Origin of the sequence: Butyrivibrio sp. NC2007 (assembly GCF_000421405.1) — a bacterium.
GTDB lineage: Bacteria > Bacillota > Clostridia > Lachnospirales > Lachnospiraceae > Butyrivibrio.
This window is the reverse complement of sequence record NZ_ATWY01000001.1, coordinates 111590-130131: the sequence shown is the minus strand read 5'-3', so window position 1 is coordinate 130131 and position 18542 is coordinate 111590. Positions and strand designations below refer to the sequence as shown.

At 42.7% G+C, this 18542-nt stretch carries 13 protein-coding genes; all 13 read right to left on the bottom strand.

Annotation, left to right across the window (positions count from 1 at the left end; translation table 11 throughout):
• Positions 1 to 23 precede the first annotated feature (23 nt).
• The 13 genes from G632_RS0100505 to G632_RS0100445 all read right to left on the bottom strand — a co-directional run bounded on the left by G632_RS0100505 (position 24) and on the right by G632_RS0100445 (position 18513).
• The gene (locus G632_RS0100505) at positions 24 to 2048 is read right to left on the bottom strand and encodes a hypothetical protein (protein WP_022767075.1); all 2025 of its coding nucleotides are present in this window, start codon (positions 2046 to 2048) and stop codon (positions 24 to 26) included.
• A gap of 31 nt (positions 2049 to 2079) precedes the next feature.
• Positions 2080 to 2733 carry a type II secretion system protein GspM gene (gene gspM / locus G632_RS0100500; RefSeq protein WP_022767074.1) on the bottom strand — a complete coding sequence of 218 codons (654 nt, stop codon included), beginning with the start codon at positions 2731 to 2733 and terminating at the stop codon, positions 2080 to 2082.
• Entirely contained in the window at positions 2730 to 4376 is a 1647-nt protein-coding gene (gene pilM, locus G632_RS0100495) for a pilus assembly protein PilM (RefSeq protein WP_022767073.1), read from the bottom strand. The genes gspM and pilM overlap by 4 nt, the downstream gene beginning before the upstream one ends.
• A 33-nt stretch (positions 4377 to 4409) precedes the next feature.
• On the bottom strand, positions 4410 to 5210 hold the full coding sequence (locus G632_RS0100490; RefSeq protein ID WP_022767072.1) for a prepilin peptidase: 801 nt from the start codon (positions 5208 to 5210) through the stop codon (positions 4410 to 4412).
• Positions 5211 to 5259: 49 nt separating this feature from the next.
• A complete protein-coding gene (locus G632_RS0100485; RefSeq protein ID WP_022767071.1) occupies positions 5260 to 6480 on the bottom strand; it encodes a type II secretion system F family protein in 1221 nt (406 codons plus the stop codon).
• A 16-nt stretch (positions 6481 to 6496) separates the two neighbouring features.
• Complete coding sequence (locus G632_RS0100480) at positions 6497 to 7549, bottom strand: type IV pilus twitching motility protein PilT (RefSeq protein ID WP_022767070.1); 1053 nt, start codon at positions 7547 to 7549, stop codon at positions 6497 to 6499.
• A 21-nt stretch (positions 7550 to 7570) separates the two neighbouring features.
• Positions 7571 to 9283 carry a GspE/PulE family protein gene (locus G632_RS0100475; RefSeq protein WP_022767069.1) on the bottom strand — a complete coding sequence of 571 codons (1713 nt, stop codon included), beginning with the start codon at positions 9281 to 9283 and terminating at the stop codon, positions 7571 to 7573.
• A 220-nt stretch (positions 9284 to 9503) separates the two neighbouring features.
• Positions 9504 to 9872 carry a type IV pilin protein gene (locus G632_RS20785; protein WP_022767068.1) on the bottom strand — a complete coding sequence of 123 codons (369 nt, stop codon included), beginning with the start codon at positions 9870 to 9872 and terminating at the stop codon, positions 9504 to 9506.
• A 199-nt stretch (positions 9873 to 10071) separates the two neighbouring features.
• On the bottom strand, positions 10072 to 12771 hold the full coding sequence (locus G632_RS0100465) for a YfhO family protein (protein ID WP_196802258.1): 2700 nt from the start codon (positions 12769 to 12771) through the stop codon (positions 10072 to 10074).
• Between the two features lie 38 nt (positions 12772 to 12809).
• Positions 12810 to 14111: a hypothetical protein gene (locus tag G632_RS0100460; protein ID WP_022767066.1), complete on the bottom strand. Its 1302-nt coding sequence runs from the start codon at positions 14109 to 14111 to the stop codon at positions 12810 to 12812.
• Positions 14112 to 14235: 124 nt separating this feature from the next.
• Positions 14236 to 14724, bottom strand: coding sequence for a 3-isopropylmalate dehydratase small subunit (gene leuD, locus G632_RS0100455; protein ID WP_022767065.1), 489 nt, complete (start codon positions 14722 to 14724; stop codon positions 14236 to 14238).
• Positions 14725 to 14736: 12 nt separating this feature from the next.
• Positions 14737 to 16008 carry a 3-isopropylmalate dehydratase large subunit gene (gene leuC, locus G632_RS0100450; RefSeq protein ID WP_022767064.1) on the bottom strand — a complete coding sequence of 424 codons (1272 nt, stop codon included), beginning with the start codon at positions 16006 to 16008 and terminating at the stop codon, positions 14737 to 14739.
• A gap of 87 nt (positions 16009 to 16095) precedes the next feature.
• A complete protein-coding gene (locus G632_RS0100445) occupies positions 16096 to 18513 on the bottom strand; it encodes a YfhO family protein (RefSeq protein WP_022767063.1) in 2418 nt (805 codons plus the stop codon).
• Between the last annotated feature and the right edge of the window lie 29 nt (positions 18514 to 18542).

The following is an 18542-nucleotide window of genomic DNA, read 5'->3' as shown; positions in this document are numbered from 1 at the left end:
CTCTTTCAGTTAATAACTTTAGTTTAGTTGCCCTCTGTCTCATCTTCTGATTTGGGCACATTCATGTCTATTCCAGTATTATCGCCACCCTGCTCATCGGTGCCACTATTATCGGAACCATCTCCACCGGTTCCACCGTTTCCATCATCTCCACCGTCTCCGTCATCTCCGGAATCAGACCCATCAGTTTTCTTCGTACTATCGTCATTAGGCTTGGCATCCTCTTCTATGCCTTCCTTATTCTTATCTTCGCCATCCTCTGAATTGGTATTTTGAGCAGTGCTGTCTGTGCCCTCAGCTGCGGGAACACTGATAGCAGGTTCTGTGGAAGCTGCATCTTTTTCTTCTTCCGGGATTACATCTTCGGGATTTTCCGGTTCTTCAGTTTTCTCAGTATCCTCATCGAGTTTGGTCTCGTCAGTTTCCTCATCGACTTTGGTCTCGTCAGTTTCCTCATCGGCTTTGATCTCGTCAGCTTCCTCGCCGATCTCGACTTCTCCGTCGTCCCATACCGTCACCGTATACCAATTCTGATAAACAGCCATATCACCATCAAATGAAGGCGCTTCATCAGGATTAAATACAATGTTTCCGTCCCTGTCTGCAAATTTAACTTTGTTGATCTCTACAGCCGAAGGGTCAAATCCTTCCTCCTCATATTCGGAAAGAAGCATCTCTTTTTCATCAGCTTCTTCATCTGCCCCGAAATCGGACGCAAAGTAATAACCAATGAAATATCTGGTGGTAATACCATCCATTTCTTTTTCATCGCTATGTACATCTTCCGTATAATCTTCGGGTATTCCACCTGTAATATCAGCAATATTGGAGACTTCAGTTGTAAGTTCAGAGTCGCTGTATGTCTTTCCGTCTGAATAAAAGATTTCTCCTCCATTACCTCCATCAGCAGTAATGACATGATAGAAGCGGGCAAAGTAGTCTCTGTTTCCTTCTGCTTCTCCATCTTCACCTGTCAGGTTTCCTGCACTATCAATAAACTTCAGAGTACTTTCTTCATTTGCTGAGTAAAATCCTGCAAAATGTCCTCTGGCCGTATTGTTTTCGTATGAAAGCTGTGAGAGCATATCGCCACTTAGATTTTCAAAAGCTGCTTCTTTTCTGTAATCGCTGTAAAGACTTCCACTTTCGGCATCTGAATAAATCGTAAATGTATCAGCGCCGTCAGCATTCAGATTAACAGTGTAGCAGTATTCCGGCTCGATGCTTGCACCGCCTATTATTGTCCTGTACTCATCCGGAGACATCACAACTGAGCCATCAACATCGACAAACAGCCTTCGATCACTGCCGTTCTTGATGTAATATCCGGTAAACATGGGGGCACTCTCATCTCCCGGTTCCGAAATAATTGCGCTCATATTGTCTATCTGATTTAAGTTCTCATCGTAGAAATAGTTTGAATCATATACAAAAGAAATCTCGCTGCCATTACCCGAAACTGAGCCTCTCTCAAAATATCCGATATTACCGTCTTCAGATATTGTGAATGCAGGAAGTTTCTGATAATCTCCGGCAACTCTTGCCACATAGACAGAATCACCATTTACCTGTAGCGGACTGATAAATACTGTTCCGTTACCTGCTTCAAGGGTGTATCCCGAATCAATGATGTCATATTTAAAAATTGACGGCATTACTACAGAAAGATCAGCCAGCTCCTCCGAGCCCGACTCATCAAGGTATAGCTTTCCGTCAATGAGGAAGAACTCTTTCTCTTTCGCAGCAAGCTTATTATTTCCGTCCTTATCGGAGTTTTTCTTTAGAAATTCCTTGACATCATCATTATGGGCAAGAAGATTACCCTTTTCGTCAAAGAGCTGAATATACTCTCCTCCGGCATCTGTAGCAAATTCACCGTTCTCATCGACCATGAGATATGTGGTGAACCTTACAGGTCCTGCCGCCATAACATGACAAAGAGCCTGGGGGGAACAAAACGCCACCAGGCTTCCAAGCACGGAAATTGAAACAATCTTAAGCCCTCTATGAAATCCTCGACTCAAAATCCTTCCGAAATTTCTTTTCATAATAATACTCCTCTGTAAATAATTTGGACCACTAATTACCGAGGGAGCCCGGCTCATACTCGTATGTGCCTATGGCCTCCTCCTGCTCCTTGGCAGAATCAGGCGGAAGCTCAGCATCAGCAACTCCACCAAACATTGTCTCATAGAAGGTTGCCACGCAGTTAGCCTCCACTTCATCGGTTTCAACTCTGCCGTCCTGCTCCACAGGTTTAACAGAGAAATCACTGATAAGACACCGAAGATCACTGTGCTCGAGAATGTTTATGATATTCTCGGCATCGCTGTAACGATCCACGGTAAACTTCAATGAAAACTCTCTTCGGATCTGATTTCCCTGTCTTGTGATGTTTGTAAAACCAACATAATAATCCTCTGAAGCTGCCAGAGTGCTGTTCAAAAATACAAGTTCCTGCTTGCCTGCATTATAGCTGGGCATGATGCTGACGATATGTCCGTTGTCTGCATATTCCTCAATGGACTTCTGCATGTTTTTAATCTGTTCAACCTTTATATCAAGTGCAACAAGCTGTTGCTCAAGAGCTTGGGCATTTGACTTTGAATTATTCAAACTTGCAGTCAGAGGCTGATAGATGAACATATAATAAAGTGCTGCCACAATGATAATTACAAGTACAGACAACAGTATTTTTTCTCTTGTCGAAAACTTTCTGGTTAAAATATTCATTGTTCTCCTCCCCTCTCTTCTGAATTAAGCGTTGTCAGATAGATGTTGATCTCAGCATTCACGACGCTGTTCAGGTCAACAGTCTCGACTGCGTAATCCTCCTCAGCCACCTCCTCATCAGAAGATGTTGAAGATACCGGTACGCTTGTATTTGTATCCTCTGCGCTTTCTTTCTGCGCCATGGAGAGGGAACAGCTCTCAACTATATCAAGATCTGTCAGTGCTGCAGTAAGTTTACTCATGGTATTAAGAGAATCTCCGGTAACACCAACAACCAGTGTCTTCTCTTTAAGGTTAATTGATCTTACAGATACTCCCTGACTTACGATGAAATCAGCCAGGTTTGCCACATCCACGCGGCTGACTCTTCCTTTTTCTTCTTCAGTCATGTCATCCCAGGTGTAGTGATAATACTCAACAGAGAGTTCCTCAGCCTGTTTAATGAACAGGGTATCTGCATTCACCTTGGCCTGAAGCTCAGCCTCATAAGCCTGTGACCTTACCAGCTCGTTATACTTGTCAAGTATACCTACCTTTACTGCAAGGACAACTACAGCAACAGCTGCAATTGCTCCCAGGAGCACAAGCTTCCAATCAGTCTTTTTAACATCGGTATACGCAGCGCTCTCAAGTATACCTATCCCGTTTGCAGCACTGGTAAGCGCTATGACTGAAGGTGATGTCACATTCAGGTCGGCATTGTTTTCACCACCCGGGAACATATCCTGTATGGTGTAAACCGACTTATCAATTCTTTCCTGCAAAAGAGCTACCAGCGGACCTGTCATTGCTCCCGGGCCACAGAGTACCACATCCTTGAGCTTGGAGGTGGCATCGGACATATCGTAATAATTAAGGCCCTTTATGATCTCCAGAGAGATATCCTTGTAGGCATTAACAGCACCTTGGCAGTTCTGGCAATCCTGATAGTTACTTCTTAAATATGTTTCGGCTAAATTGACGTCACAGTTTAGTTCATCCGCAATAGATTGAATTATTTTATTTTCGCCTAAATCAATGATATGGCTGAGCCTGTAGTCCCCATCTCTGAATATGCGCATGGTGATATGGTTTGTGCCAATATCAAGAAAACACCTCTCTTTATTAGCATCCTCAGGATCACTGAGGCTCTCAAGGAGTGTTTCATAGCAAATAGTCTCAGGAACGGCTCTTTCAAGTTTAAGACCTGCATTTCTCAAGGCTTCGCCGACTTTCCTGATATATTCCACACGAACAGCATAAGCGATCAGATTCACCTGTCCCGAAGCATCCTCAGGTCTTGCATCTCTTTTAACATAATCGAAGATATACTCCTTCATATCCCCGGAGATGAAGTCGCTGAATTCAAAGGGCACATTCAGTTTCAGCTGCGAATCATCCATGGCAGGCATGCTGAAGCTGCGGATGACAAGATCGGTGTCAGATATGACAACAACAGCCTTTTTGGCTTTAATCTTGTATTCCTTCATCTTGTCCTTGAGAAACTCAGAAAAAAGATTCTCTGACAGGATCTTATAATCATCTACAATGTTGCCGGGTACGTCCACCCAGACGGTTTTGTTGATCTTGCCGCCCCTGATGATAGAAAGAGAAAGTTTACCATGTCTTACATCAATTCCAAGAATTCCATCAGTTTTTGCCATTTGTTTTCCCCTTGCAATATACTTTTATGTTCTTTATGTCAAAAGTCCCAAATACCAGCCTGTAAGCGCATCCCCAAAGATCAGGAGAATATATCCGCCAAGTGCTATAGCAGGTCCGAAAGGAAATTCTTTCGATGCCGTCGGAAGAAGGATCTTCCTGGCCCCTGCATACAGTAGTCCCAACAGGCAGGACAATATGATGAGTTCATAACTGCCTGCGTATCCTAGGTAAAGTCCAAGCAATGCATACAGCTTTATGTCGCCTCCACCCAGGCTGTCCCTTCCAAGTATCTTGTCCATGATAAGGCTTATCAGAAGCATCGCTCCGCCGATTATCAGGCCTGCAAGCAGATGATGAAACGCCCATTTCAGATCATGCACTCCCATCATCACCTCTAAAGCTGTGAAGATAACCCAGGAAACACCTCCCAGTAAAAGCGCTCCGTCAGGTATATCAAAGGATTCAAGATCCGTAAGAGCTATCAGATATAGACACCCGGTCAGAAACCAATACTTAAAAAATGTTATATAGGGTCCAAATCCAAAGCCTATAAATGCTACATAAAGTCCCAAGCTGAAGAGCATAAATACAAATTCAGTGATTGGATATCTTACAGATATCTTGGCCTTGCAGTATCTGCATCTCCCTTTGTGCACCAGGTAGCTGAACAAAGGTATCAGATCCGGTGCAAAGAGCTCATGACCACAGCTCATGCAGTGGCTTCTCCCCTTTACAAAATCCTCTCCTCTTACTATGCGCATAGCCGTACAATTCAGGAAGGAACCGAAGATCAGCCCCAGTAGACCTGCGCATACTCCGTAATAGATCAGCAATTTCTTTTGTCCCCCTAATCCTTGTTGTGCGCTTCAATAATATTTATGATCACATGCTTGAATACATGCTGAACATTGACATGTAGATAGCTATTACAATAAATCCTGCTACGATAGCAATGAAGATCAGAAGCCCAGGCTCCAGCTTTGAAATTGCACTCTGAATTGCCTGTTCAAGCTCGTTGTCATAATACTCCGCAGTCAGATCAAGAGTGTGCTTCATTTCACCGGTCTCTTCACCGACACCCACCATATCACACAATATGTCAGGCATGATTTCTGTCTCTCTCATGGAATCAAGTATTGTACGACCTTCCTCAATCCTGGTCACCATACCCGCCACCTTTTCCTTGAAAAGCAAATTCGTCATAACCTGACTGGTTATCTGTACTGCCCTTGTTACGGGAAGTCCTGCTCCTATCATGGTAGCCATGGTGTTGGCAAAAAGACTTGCGGCATTGAGCTCAGCAATATTGCCAAGAACAGGGAGCTTGAGCTGCAGTCTTGCAAGATTCATTTCTCCCTTAGGGGTTCTCTTATACAGGATGTAAGCCAAAATTAACACCGCAATGATCAAGATCATGTAGAGGATATTATCCTTGAAAAAATTGGATATTCCGATGAGCATCCTGGTCATCAGCGGAAGTTCTCCTCCAAGGTCATTGAAGATTGCCGTAAATGTGGGAACAACCCTGACCATAAGTACCATTACAACAACTACCGCTACAGCAAGTACGAAAAGAGGATACCCCATTGCTGCTCTAACCTTGGCACCCATCTTGGCCTGTTTGTTAAAGTGTCTTGCCATGGAATCAAAGGCTCCGGCAAGGTCACCGGCAGCCTCTCCTGCCCTTATGGTCTCTATAAAAGTAACGGGAAAGAGATTGCCTCCATGTTCCTCAAAGGATGAGGAAACCGTACGACCCGCTTCAACATCTTCACCTGCCTGGGTGAGGATCCTCTTAAGAGTCTTGTCTGAAACCTTATCTCCTATAAGTCTTATGGCTCTGGAGATAGGTATTCCTGCGGAAAGAACAGTGGCAAGCTGACTGCACATCAGAGTAAACTCCTTGTTATTGAGCTTATTGCCTCCGATGTCCATGTTGAGGAACCCGGGAAGTGCCCCTACCCCTTTGATCTCCTTGATATCAAGGATCATGCTGTACTGCTGTCTTATCTTTGAGGAAGCATCAAGCCGGTCAACCGCCTCGATCATTCCGTCAATCTTTTCACCTGTAGCTGAAAGAGCTGTATACTTATAGCTGTTCACTTATGTTACCCCCCGTTTACATCATGTGTCGTGTGACGTAGTCTTTGTTTACAGCATAATGCAGTGCATTGTCTCTTGTGATCAGTCCCTTCCGCACCAGCATTACAAGCGCTTGGTCCATGGTCTGTCCGCCTATCTCGGCACTGGTAGCAACAGCATTGGCAATCTGCGGAGTATTTCCTGTTCTGATAAGGTTCCTTATGGCATCGGTAACTATCATATATTCAGCTGCAAGGACTCTTCCACCGCCCTTTTTCTGGATCAGCTGCTGTGTCAGTACAGCCTGAAGGACCATGGAGAGTTGGAGCCTTATCTGCTGCTGGGCAGCCTCGGGAAATACCTGTACCATACGATCTATGGAATCCGATGCAGATCCAGTATGAAGTGTTCCGAACACAAGGTGTCCGGTCTCAGCTGCTGTAATGGCTGTTTCTATTGTGTCTCTGTCACGCATTTCACCGATGAGAATGACGTTTGGATCCTCACGAAGGGATGCCCTCAGTCCCATTGCAAAACTCTGGGTATCTTTCCCGACCTCGCGCTGATTAATGGCGCACAGATCAGGTTTGTACATATACTCTATAGGGTCTTCAAGAGTCACGATATGACGCTTGTAGTTGTGGTTGATATTATCAAGTATTGCCGCCAGGGTTGTTGATTTACCTGAACCTGTCTCTCCAGTCACAAGAACTATCCCTTTATGGAGTTTTGGAAGTTCCATAACTGCGATAGGAATGCCAAGTGTAGAAAGCTCAGGGATGCGCTCAGACAGAATACGGAGGGCAAGACTTGGAACCCCCTGCTGTTTAAACAGATGGATACGGCAGCGATTGTCTGCGAAGGTATCGGCAGCATCAAGTTCTCCTGTGGTCATCAGTTCCTCATAGGCTTCATCAGTCTTAGAGAGCTGTCTTGCTATATCAAGACAGTCATCTTCTGTGACCACGCTATCTTCCATATCCTCCAACTCTCCGTCTTTTCTGTACTTGGGCGGAAGTCCGCATATAATATGGATGTCGGAAGCTCCTTCTTCTTTTGCTCTTCTTACCAGCTCTTCAATACTTGTCATGACATATCCCCCGTTTAAGCTTTAGTCATTCTCGTTGGTTATTCTCATAACTTCATAAGCTGTGGTAATACCCTCCAGGACAAGCTTTGCTCCGGCATCCTTAAGGGATACGAAGTTGCCCGTCTTGTAAAGTTCTTCTTCTATAGCCTTTCTTCCTGCATTCTTATAGATCAGCTCCCTTACCTCTGGTGTTATCAGCATGATCTCAAATACTGCTATTCGCCCGGAATAACCGGTGTTGTAGCAGTGCTGACAGCCCTTGCCGTATCTGAATTTCATACCGGGCTGCATCTTGAGATTGAGCCTCTCCACCTCATCTCTCTGAGGTTCATACTCTTCGCCGCAGTAAGGGCATATACGCCTTATCAGTCTCTGGGATATAACTCCCCTGAGAGTAGCCGAAACAAGATAAGGTTCAACACCGATATCGATCAGACGGTCAATAGCACCAACTGCATCATTGGTATGGATGGTACTGATTACAAAACGTCCCGTGAGTGCTGCTCTCATACAGATCTCGGCAGTCTCACCGTCACGGATCTCACCTACGGATACGATATCCGGGTCCTGACGAAGTATGGCACGAAGACCGTTCGCAAATGTCATGTTGGTCTTGGGATTGATCTGTACCTGGTTAAGACCGTCAAGGTTATACTCAATAGGATCCTCCAAGGTTACAAGGTTCACGTCCCTTGTATTAAGCTCATTGAGCATGGCATACATGGTTGTGGTCTTACCTGAACCGGTAGGACCTACAAGGAGCATAACACCGTTCTTGTAATGGATTAGTTTCTCATACTTCTCCATATCATCAGGTCTGAGTCCCAGCATTTCTTTATCAATGTTTGTGTTGGATTTGTCAAGAAGACGGCATACTATCTTCTCACCCCAGGCTATGGGAAGAGTAGATACACGCATGTCGATACTTTTGTTTAGAACGCTTGCAGCAAAACGCCCGTCCTGTGGGACTCTCTTCTCAGCAACGTCCATTCCGGACATTGTCTTTACTCTGGCGATAACTGAAGCCGTGATATTTTTAGGCACTGTGAGGATTTCCCTCATAATGCCGTCTATACGCATTCGAACATCCATATCGTTCTCTCTGGGCTCGAAATGGATATCAGAAGCACGCTCCTGAACAGCGCGCTCTATAATGGAATTTACCAGACGGATGGTGGGCGCACTCTCGGCATCTCCACTGATCACATTTGATGAAATGATAAAGTCAAAGTTAGTAAGAGCTTCAGACTGATCTTCATCATCCTTCTGCTCTTTTTTAAAATCGGCAATAGCCTTGTTGGCAGTCTCATTGCCGTAAAGAGAATTTATGGCATGCTCAACAGCAGCCTGTGTAGCGATGAGAGGAACGACCCTTAAATTGGTGGCCTTTCTCACCTCGTCCATGGCAAAGTAATTAAGAGGATCCTCCATTGCAACATAAAGAGTATCTCCATCCTTCTGAACAGGAATGAGATGATTCTGTCTGGCGGTATTCCTCCTGACAATTCGCATTAAATCGGTAGGGATGGTTCTCTTGTTGAGATCCACATAGTCCACATCCAGCTGACTGGCCAGAGTCTGGGCTATATTCTCGGGTGTGACGATCTTGTTGTTTATGAGGACCTCACCCAATTTCTCATGCGTGAGTTTTTGCATATCAAGTGCAAATTCAAGCTCGCTGTCGGTCAAAAGTCCACGTTCAATCAGTAGCTCCCCAATTTTCCTCTTAGCCATGTTGTCCCCCTTTGCCGGTTCGAATATTTAAGTTTTCATGTTAAGTTTTAATTACATTTTCAAAAAACCAAAATATCCTCAGCAAGACCATCTGATCTTACCAAGAAGAACAGATGCTTGCTAAGGTGATTTTTTACTCCCCTTTCTGGACCATGGTCCAGAAAGGGAATAAAACAAAATGTTTACAAAATATGTAGTTATTGAAATGCTATAACCTGCATCAATTTACAGTAACACTTCCAGATGTGGTTACAGTTACCGTGTAACTTCCAGAAGTCTTAGCGTCATAACTATATACAGACTCTGTACCCTCTGTCTGAACAACAAGTGTTCCTTCGTTGCCGGTTTCCCAGCCAGAATTCTTCTGGTTTACTTTAACTGTCATACTTGCATCAGAACCCTCAGTCAAAACTTTCGTTACGCACTGTGCATAAGCGGAACGAACATTTGCGATATCAGTTGCCTCACGGCTCTTCTCCAGCTGTTTAGTAAACACAGGAATAGCGATTGCAACCAGCACTGCAATAATAGCTACTACGATGAGCAGCTCAGCTAATGTAAAACCTTTTCTCTCTTTTAACTTGTACATTGTTCCATTCTCCCTTCATCTTGATTATTTTTTGTTTTTGGGTACTTCTAACAATCGCAGAAGTACGTGTAAATTGTAACGGAAAGCCAGCAACAATCCGTTCAATATCTATAATAATTTTATATTGTATTTTACGTCATATCAATTAAAAAATTACAATACTTTGAAAATAAAATATAAAATTTATAGCATCATAAACTTATCTTCTTTTCACATTTCTAAGCGAAAGTGTGATAGTCAAGATCAATCCAAATGAAGAAATTATTGCGCCTTCCCTTAAACCGATTGGTACATATTTCATTTCAAAGAAATGTTCACCGGGGGTGGCATCCACTGCCATAAATACATCAAGAACCTTCTCGGGTTTTATCTCTGTTCCATCTATTTTCAGACTCCATCCCTCGTCATAGGGGATTGTAAACATGAGCTTCTGATCATTACCTGCAGTAAACGTCCCCCTTAGCATTCTTCCGCCATGCTTTTCTACTGTAGATGGCCTATCAAGGATCATACTGCTCATTTTTGAAAGTACATCCTCGTCAAGATATGCAATTCTAAAACGCCCGGCCACTTCTTCCAGCAGATATTTGGTTATAACAGAACCTTCTATCGGAATATATCCGATAACTTCATCACCCTTGTGGTAATAACCTTCATAATTAAGCGCATGTGGTATAGAACCGTTATCTTCCGTCATTCCGGATCTGTTATAAGAGTAAACTGCACCATCACGTCCTGCAGTAAATGAAAACTTAATGTAATTGGTGTTTTCCGGCTCCTCCTGACTCGTAGCCCAGGTTTCATCAGCATTCTTGGAGACAGTTTCCGGTAAGATATTTTCAGAACTGTTATCCCCCGAAACAGGTGAGCTGTCATCAGAATCTTGAAGACTTAACTTCTCATCTCTTGATGCAACTATCTTACCTGCTTCTATGCTGCTCAGAGTGATAGGATCAGTGATATTATGACTGCTAAAGTCTATGTTCTCTTCCTCTACAAAGACCTTTTCATCACTGCCACTAATAGCTGACCAGGTATTATTCAGATTGTCGAAGACATCCTCGATGTTTATAGAAACATCCTCAATATCCTTATTAACCACCATTCCAACAGGCAGTACATAGGGATTTTTATATATGGAATACTCTCCGATATTTACAAGTTTTTCATAACCCTTTTCAGATTGTATATCGTCTTTTGAAATCAGATACTTTAGTCCCAAAAGTGAATCTGTTGCAGAACTTACTCCTCTAGCATAATTATTGCGCATATTGAACCTGTGAACTCCAAGTTCACTTAATGAAAGTCTCACAAAATCCCTGTCATCGGAGCCTCCGTGGCTTACTCCATAATAACCGTAGAGCATTGGGTCATTGCCAAGTGTTCCGGAGCGCTGCTCTCCAACTTCCATACGGTAGAAGCTTTTGTCATATCCATGAACAGCATCCACCAGTGCACTTACAGGAAGTACCACCTCCTGATATTCAGTCTCCTTATGTCCCCATTCCATAATGTTCTTTACACTGAAATAATAGTTAAGGTACTGATCCAGGCACATCATTACCAGAACAACCATTGTAAGCATACGAACAGTGTTCTTCGCAGGATCTATTTGGTGCATATAAAAGGCTAAAATTATCAGGGCAAGAATCGCCAGGCCCAAAAGCACCATAGTGCCGCTTACATAGTCGAACTTTTTGTTGAACACCATCAGCGAAGCAACAACAAATATAACAAGAGCTCGTTTTATGTTTTTCCGGGGCTCATCAGCAAAATACTGCCACTCTTCAACAGCAATCAAAAGCACGATAAAGCAGAAAATGAAGGAATCACGATAGTTGAACCAGTTAGTCACAGTTCCACCATGCATTGCGATGTTAAATGCTGTGACATAAAAAGATAACAAATAAAACACAAGAAGAATTACAGCAGCCTTTTTCTTTGAAACAGATATGCTACGGTTCATGAAGAAAAGAATAACAAGAAAAACAGGGAAGATACCCACAAATATATTTGGAAGGCCGTTAACGAGCTCCGATGTTGAATTAGCACCTATAAAGAGTTTGGAGAATATATCCAGAAATGGCATATTCTCTTTAAAGGTTATAGCGTTAGTCAAAGACTGATCCAGGCGCCCTCCCCTTAAAGACAACAATGCCGGAAGCCATACAATTGCAGACATCATCCCTGCCAGTCCGGACGATACTACATATCTGATAGCTACTGTTTTTCTATTTTCCAGATTTTTCCACTCTATCAAAAAATAAACAAGGAAAAACAGAAGTGATGCCACGCATAACATAAAGCCAAAATAGAAATTCATGAACAGGCCATAAGCCAGGGCGACAGTATAAATGACAGGGCTTTTGCCCTTTAAGATCCGTCTCAGTCCCATCACCATGATAGGAAGGACAGGGATGTCCACAAAGAAATTAATCTGAAATACATTGGCCACAAGAAATCCATTCATGGCATAGGCTGTTGAGAAAATCAGGTTATCGGCCTTGTGTCCATAAAAGTCTTTAAGCATGATGTACATCGTAAGCCCGCAGAGACTAAAGCTTAGCACGGAAATATAAGTGTACATTTGCATATAGTTAGTGACATCCGTAAAAGCAAAAAGCGCAAACAGGGGATTTAGCAAAAACCAGCCCCATGATCCCATCATGTTAGCGCCAAGTCCCTTAGTAAAGGAATACAGGATCCCCTCCTGTCCTTTCAAGACTTTGCTTACATATCCAACATAATTAAGATACAGGGCATTTCCATCAGAAATAGCAAGGGAGTTATCACCAAAGGGCGTAACTTCAAGACCGGCAAGAGCCCCCATCATAATAACTGCAGGAATCAAAAAAGAAAGTACATAATATATGATATGTATCAACTTTTTGTTTTCCATTGTTAAGGGTTCTCTGCCGGTCATCTGCGCTCCTGTTATCAATTATTTTTTACCCTCTTTAGAAGAGCTATATAAGCCTTATACCTTATACGGAACTTGGCATCACCGGTAATCTGAATCAAAGCCTCCTCGGTCATACCGGGATTTTTGGTGATAAGTTTTGCAACGCGCCAGTCGCTGTCATTTTTAAGGTTCACAAGTGTGTCCACCGGTGCGCTTGGATTCTTAGCCACATTTTCACGAACAAGCCACTCTTCATCCTGAGCAAGCTTTCCCAGTGCTATCTGAGGAGTACTCATGTTGCTTGCAACTGCTTTTCTTACATATGTATCATTGTAGCCTGCAAGATACTCAAGAACATTGTCAGGTGTTTTAGTGTTCATTGCTATGCTCTCACAGACTCTCCAGTCCTCATCCTTAGCAAGTTTCTTAAGGACCAGTTCAGGAGTTCTCTCATTTCTGGCAACAGCCTTTCTCACATAGCCGTCATCATCTTCCGACAGACGTTTCAGGATAGAATCCGTGACATTGCTGTTTTGAGCAACCGCCGAGCGGATTGATTGCTTAACATCCTGAGAGAGCTTCTCTAAAAGCTCTGTGGAGGTCCCCGGATTCTCAGCAACAGCTCCTCTTACGCTGGTATCCAGATCTCCCAAAAGAGCATTTAATACTGTGAAGGGAGCGTTTGTATTTTTTGCAACATTCTCACGAACCACTGCAGACCTGTCCCTGGCCAGGACTGTGAATGTTGATTCCGAAGTTCCTCTATTGGCGGCTACCGCTGCCCTGACATCCTCTACAGTGTCTTTTGCAAGTCTATCCAGAACTAATGCGGAAGTCCCTGGATTCTCAGCAACAGCAAGCCTCACAACATCTTCAGCATCATTTGAAAGCTTATCAAGAACAGCTGAAGGAGTACTGGGATTGCCTGCGACTCCACTTCTGACCACCTCACTGGCATCAGAAGAAAGTTTGGCTATTGATTCAGCCGGAGTATTCTTATTCTTGGCGACCCTGTATCTGATGACATCGCTCTCGTCAACTGATAGCCTCTCCAGGATACGTGTGGAAGTATTGGCATTTTCCGCTACTCCCCAGCGTACAGCATCATTCATGTCTATGGAAAGAAGTTCAAGAATATCCTCAGATGCGTTGGGATGTGCAGATATTCCCCTCAGAGCAGCAAGATTTGTCTTATCCAGTTCATAGAGCTTATCAAGAATCTCAGTGGGTGTATCATCATCCCTAAGTATATCTTCACTCACAACATTCCACTCAGCATACTTATAATCATGATCGAACAATTCCTGCAAATCACTTATCAGTTTACTGTAATCCATAGCCACCCTCCAATTTAGTGTCAAAAAATGATACTTACTAATATAATAAAACAAATCCAAAAAGAGCGCTACGGTTTTATCGCCGTAACGCTCAATTTTTATCATCTTTTAATCATTATTATCATTATTTTTTATTAATGTAGTTGATCAGTCCTTCCGAATCTATGATCTTCTGCATGAACTCAGGAAAAGCCTGGCCCTTAAAGGTTTCTCCCGTTGTTTCATCAGTTATGATGCCTGTGTCAAAGTCAATTGAAACGATATCTCCAGCCTTGATATTCTCTGCAGCTTCCACACATTCAATGATGGGAAGTCCGATGTTAATGGCATTTCTGTAAAAGATACGGGCAAAGCTCTTTGCGATAACGCAACTAACGCCCGCTGTTTTGATAACAAGAGGCGCATGTTCTCTTGATGAGCCACAGCCGAAGTTCTTATCGGCCACAATGATGTCTCCTGCCTTTACATTATTTACAAAGTCTTTGTCGATATCTTCCATACAGTGAGTCGCAAGTTCTTTTGCATCAGAAATGGCAAGATATCTCGCAGGAATAATTACGTCTGTATCAACATTATCTCCATATTTAAAAACTGTTCCCTTTGCAGCTTTCATCTCTAATCCTCCTTAAAGTCCAAGCTCACTTGGCTCGGAAATCTTACCTGTGACAGCGCTTGCTGCTGCAACAGCCGGTGAAGCCAGATAAATCTCAGAATCAATTGCGCCCATTCTTCCAACAAAGTTTCTGTTTGTTGTAGATACGCATCTCTCGCCCGACGCAAGAATTCCCATGTATCCGCCAAGACATGGTCCGCATGTAGGTGTTGAAACAATTGCTCCGGCCTCTATAAAAGTCTTTAAAAGCCCCTCCTGCATTGCCTGCAGGTAAATCTTCTGAGTTCCGGGGATGATGATGCATCTCATGCCATCTGCAACGTGCCTTCCCGATAAAATCTCAGCTGCACAGCGAAGGTCATTAAGACGTCCGTTTGTACATGATCCGATTACAACCTGATCTATCTTTGTATCTTGGATCTCATCAAAGGTATGTGTATTCTCAGGAAGATGAGGGAATGCAACTGTTGATTTCAAAGCACTGAGGTCAATTGTGTACTCTTCGTCGTATTCAGCATCAGGATCAGCCTCAAATATCTTGTATTCCTTACCCGGCGCATGCTCTTTAAGGTACTCTATAGCAATTTCATCAACAGGGAAAATTCCGTTCTTACCGCCCGCTTCAATAGCCATATTGGCAATTGTAAATCTGTCATCCATTGAAAGGTTCTTTATTCCTTCGCCAACGAATTCCATAGACTTATAGAGAGCTCCGTCAACACCGATCATTCCGATGATGTGGAGGATAACATCTTTTCCGCTGACCCACTTGGAAGGTTTACCGACAATGTTGAACTTAATGGCTGAAGGGACCTTAAACCATGCCTTTCCTGTTGCCATTCCGGCTGCCATATCAGTAGAACCGATACCGGTTGAGAAAGCTCCGAGTGCACCGTATGTGCAGGTATGAGAATCTGCTCCGATGATAACATTACCGGGAAGTGTCAGTCCACTCTCAGGAAGAAGTGCATGTTCAATACCCATCTGACCTACTTCAAAGTAGTTTGTGATGTTGTTCTTCTTGGCAAATTCACGAACGCATTTGCAGTTCTCAGCTGATTTGATGTCCTTATTAGGAACGAAATGATCAGGAACAAGCGCGATCTTGTCCTTATCAAAGACGCTGTCAGACTTAAACTTGGTCATCTCCCTGATTGCCACAGGGCTTGTTATATCATTCCCCAGAACAAGGTCAAGGTCCGCCTCAATAAGCTGACCGGCACTAACCTCTGAAAGCCCTGCATGAGAAGCCAGTATCTTCTGGCTCATAGTCATTTTACTCATACCGTTAATCTCCTTCGATGTCTTAATATAAATCAAAAACTTTATAGCAAATATAACATAACTAACAAATCACGAACACATACAAATTTAATCGTTTTTCTTGATTATTTTTAACATGCAGCAATAAAGAGCCAGTAACAACAGTCCAAAACCTGTCATCAGTATGCCGGCAAATAGCCCTTCCGGTCTGTAATCAACTCTAATAACGTGTTCTCCTCTACTTACCGGAATTGCCATCAGACCGTAATCTGCTGTATATATCTGCGTCTTTTTGCCGTCAACTCTGCACTTGAATCCTTTTCTGTTTGGCACTGAGAAAAATACAAGGGTATCGTCTTTTAACTTAGCTGTTCTTGCAGTAAATCCATGAGTATCTGGTTCGAAGCTACTGCAGGAAGTCTGCCTTCTCTTTTCACATTCCTGCGTGAACTTCAGATATGATATATTCTCCTCAAATAAGTCCTCGGCTGTAATCTCCTTCATGGCTACAGTCTTTTCGACTTCCATGGCCACTTTATTAGGAAGAATAAGGAGTCTTGCCAGGTCGTAATCTCTCTCTTTTGCCTCAACATCGCTCCATTCCGACTCAGTTATATAGTAGTCATAAGTAAATCCCATAGGTATGAAATTGAGATTTTCAAATATATCAAAGCCGTTCTGGGTGTCCAGATACTGATAACCATCAGTACCTTCACCGTTATAATAGGTCCTGTTTTTGCTGATCTCAGCATTTTCGAAATAGTATTTTGCTGAAATTATTGCTCTTAAACCGGCTCTTTCAACAGGAATATTGGTTTCTACCGTTCTCTTTATATTGCCGGTGCCTTCAAGAAACGTGAATATTTGTGAAGGAACCGTACTCAGGAAGCAGTGAACCGACGGAATTCCCCAGACCATATCGTAATTAGTTGATGTAGAATCGACTTCACCTCTGCAGAAATCACTAAGGTCAACTGTGACAGTGTTTTCCAGCATCTGCTCCTGCCACATCTCTTTTCCCCTGTCACTTATTATCGAGCTTCCGTTCTTGACCGGAATATAGGTCGCAATAATGCAGCTGATCACTACCAGGAAAAAAGTTATAATCTTCCTCTTTTTATTGATAAAAAATGTGGTGACAATGAGGAAAATACATAGTACTGCAGTCCCAATCAAATCCCTGATAAAAATAGCATTATTATCGGACATTTTGAAAAATACTCTTTTTCCGTCTTCGTCTGTACTTGGCAAGAAATAAATTAGAACAAACAAAAGGAAGAACAAAACCGCAAAAATAGTTCCCTTCTTGAATTCCTTTGTCCTACCCCTCTCAACTGTAACAGCTGTCATCTGGCTCATAATAAGAACAGGCATATAGAACCATCTTGCATAGTAGCTTGAATTAAAGAAAGAAAAAGCCGAATTGAATACGGGTATAAGCGCAATCACAAGGCATACGATAAGAAGATGCTTCTGCCAGCTCTTTTTCTTATCTTCAAAGAGCATAAAGGCAACAACACCTGATAGGCCAAACATGGGAATGTAAGCCGCCAGAGATGCATTTTTAACTGTGCTTGTGTAAAAGAGTGTGCCCTTTCCTATAATGTCAGGAAGCATGGCCATACTCTTAAAGATATCCCAGATAAGTTTTTCGCTTGGATAGATGAGCATATCATAGCCGCTTATAAAATTATCAAGCCTTGTATTTCCGGACACACCTACAAAAGCAGGTACCAGGAAAAATCCGGCTATAAGAACACCTATTATACCGCCAAGTAACGCTCTGTTAAAAAGAACCAGATTCTCTCTTATGTGGTTTTTAATTCCGATTTTGACTACATAATATATCAGAAGAAAAAGAACCTGTCCGAAGAAGAAATAATAATTGACTATAGACATAAATGTAGTCATTAGAATAAAGCGAATCAATGACTTCTTCGGAAGGAATAAATTTCCGTCTTCATCAAAGGTCTTTTCTTCCATCAGCTTGTCAAAAAAGTGCAGATAAAGCGGGAAAAATGCAACAGAATCAGTAAAGTGATTAAATACTATATTGCATGCATTAAAGCCTGAAAAAGCAAAGAGATAGCCACCTATCATGGCATAAACATCTCGTTTAACATATTTTCTGATGTAGATGTAGGCACAAAGAGCAGCAAAAGCATACTTAAGAGCCATAAGCACAGGCATCAGATATGGAATTGCACCTTCAGGAAAAAGAACTGTCAGCCAAAAGAACGGACTCCCCCATAAATAAAATGAGAAATCTCCGGCCATACTTCCCCCGAGATCAATATTCCAATTCCAGAAAAGCTCTCCGCTTCTCACCGCCCTGTGGGCAACAATGTAAAAAGGAATCTGCTGAACATTGTAATCGCCGTAATAAAAGAAGGGTAATCCTCTTTGAACCAAAATAGGAAGAATTGCTATTAGATACATCAAAAAGCTGCTGGCAAAGACTATTATCGGAGCATACACCCTTTTACTCGTATTCTCTTTAATAGTGAGTTCCTTAGTAAGCAGCATTTCATTGTTTCCCCTGATAAAAATTAAGA

What these genes read in the sequence shown, in the direction of transcription:
- G632_RS0100460 (WP_022767066.1), bottom strand. Translation starts at nt 14,111, where the DNA reads ATGGATTACAGTAAACTGATAAGTGATTTGCAGGAATTGTTCGATCAT.
- G632_RS20785 (WP_022767068.1), bottom strand. Translation starts at nt 9,872, where the DNA reads ATGTACAAGTTAAAAGAGAGAAAAGGTTTTACATTAGCTGAGCTGCTC.
- pilM (WP_022767073.1), bottom strand. Translation starts at nt 4,376, where the DNA reads ATGGCAAAAACTGATGGAATTCTTGGAATTGATGTAAGACATGGTAAA.
- G632_RS0100465 (WP_196802258.1), bottom strand. Translation starts at nt 12,771, where the DNA reads ATGGAAAACAAAAAGTTGATACATATCATATATTATGTACTTTCTTTT.
- G632_RS0100480 (WP_022767070.1), bottom strand. Translation starts at nt 7,549, where the DNA reads ATGACAAGTATTGAAGAGCTGGTAAGAAGAGCAAAAGAAGAAGGAGCT.
- G632_RS0100475 (WP_022767069.1), bottom strand. Translation starts at nt 9,283, where the DNA reads ATGGCTAAGAGGAAAATTGGGGAGCTACTGATTGAACGTGGACTTTTG.
- leuD (WP_022767065.1), bottom strand. Translation starts at nt 14,724, where the DNA reads ATGAAAGCTGCAAAGGGAACAGTTTTTAAATATGGAGATAATGTTGAT.
- gspM (WP_022767074.1), bottom strand. Translation starts at nt 2,733, where the DNA reads ATGAATATTTTAACCAGAAAGTTTTCGACAAGAGAAAAAATACTGTTG.
- G632_RS0100445 (WP_022767063.1), bottom strand. Translation starts at nt 18,513, where the DNA reads ATGCTGCTTACTAAGGAACTCACTATTAAAGAGAATACGAGTAAAAGG.
- G632_RS0100505 (WP_022767075.1), bottom strand. Translation starts at nt 2,048, where the DNA reads ATGAAAAGAAATTTCGGAAGGATTTTGAGTCGAGGATTTCATAGAGGG.
- leuC (WP_022767064.1), bottom strand. Translation starts at nt 16,008, where the DNA reads ATGAGTAAAATGACTATGAGCCAGAAGATACTGGCTTCTCATGCAGGG.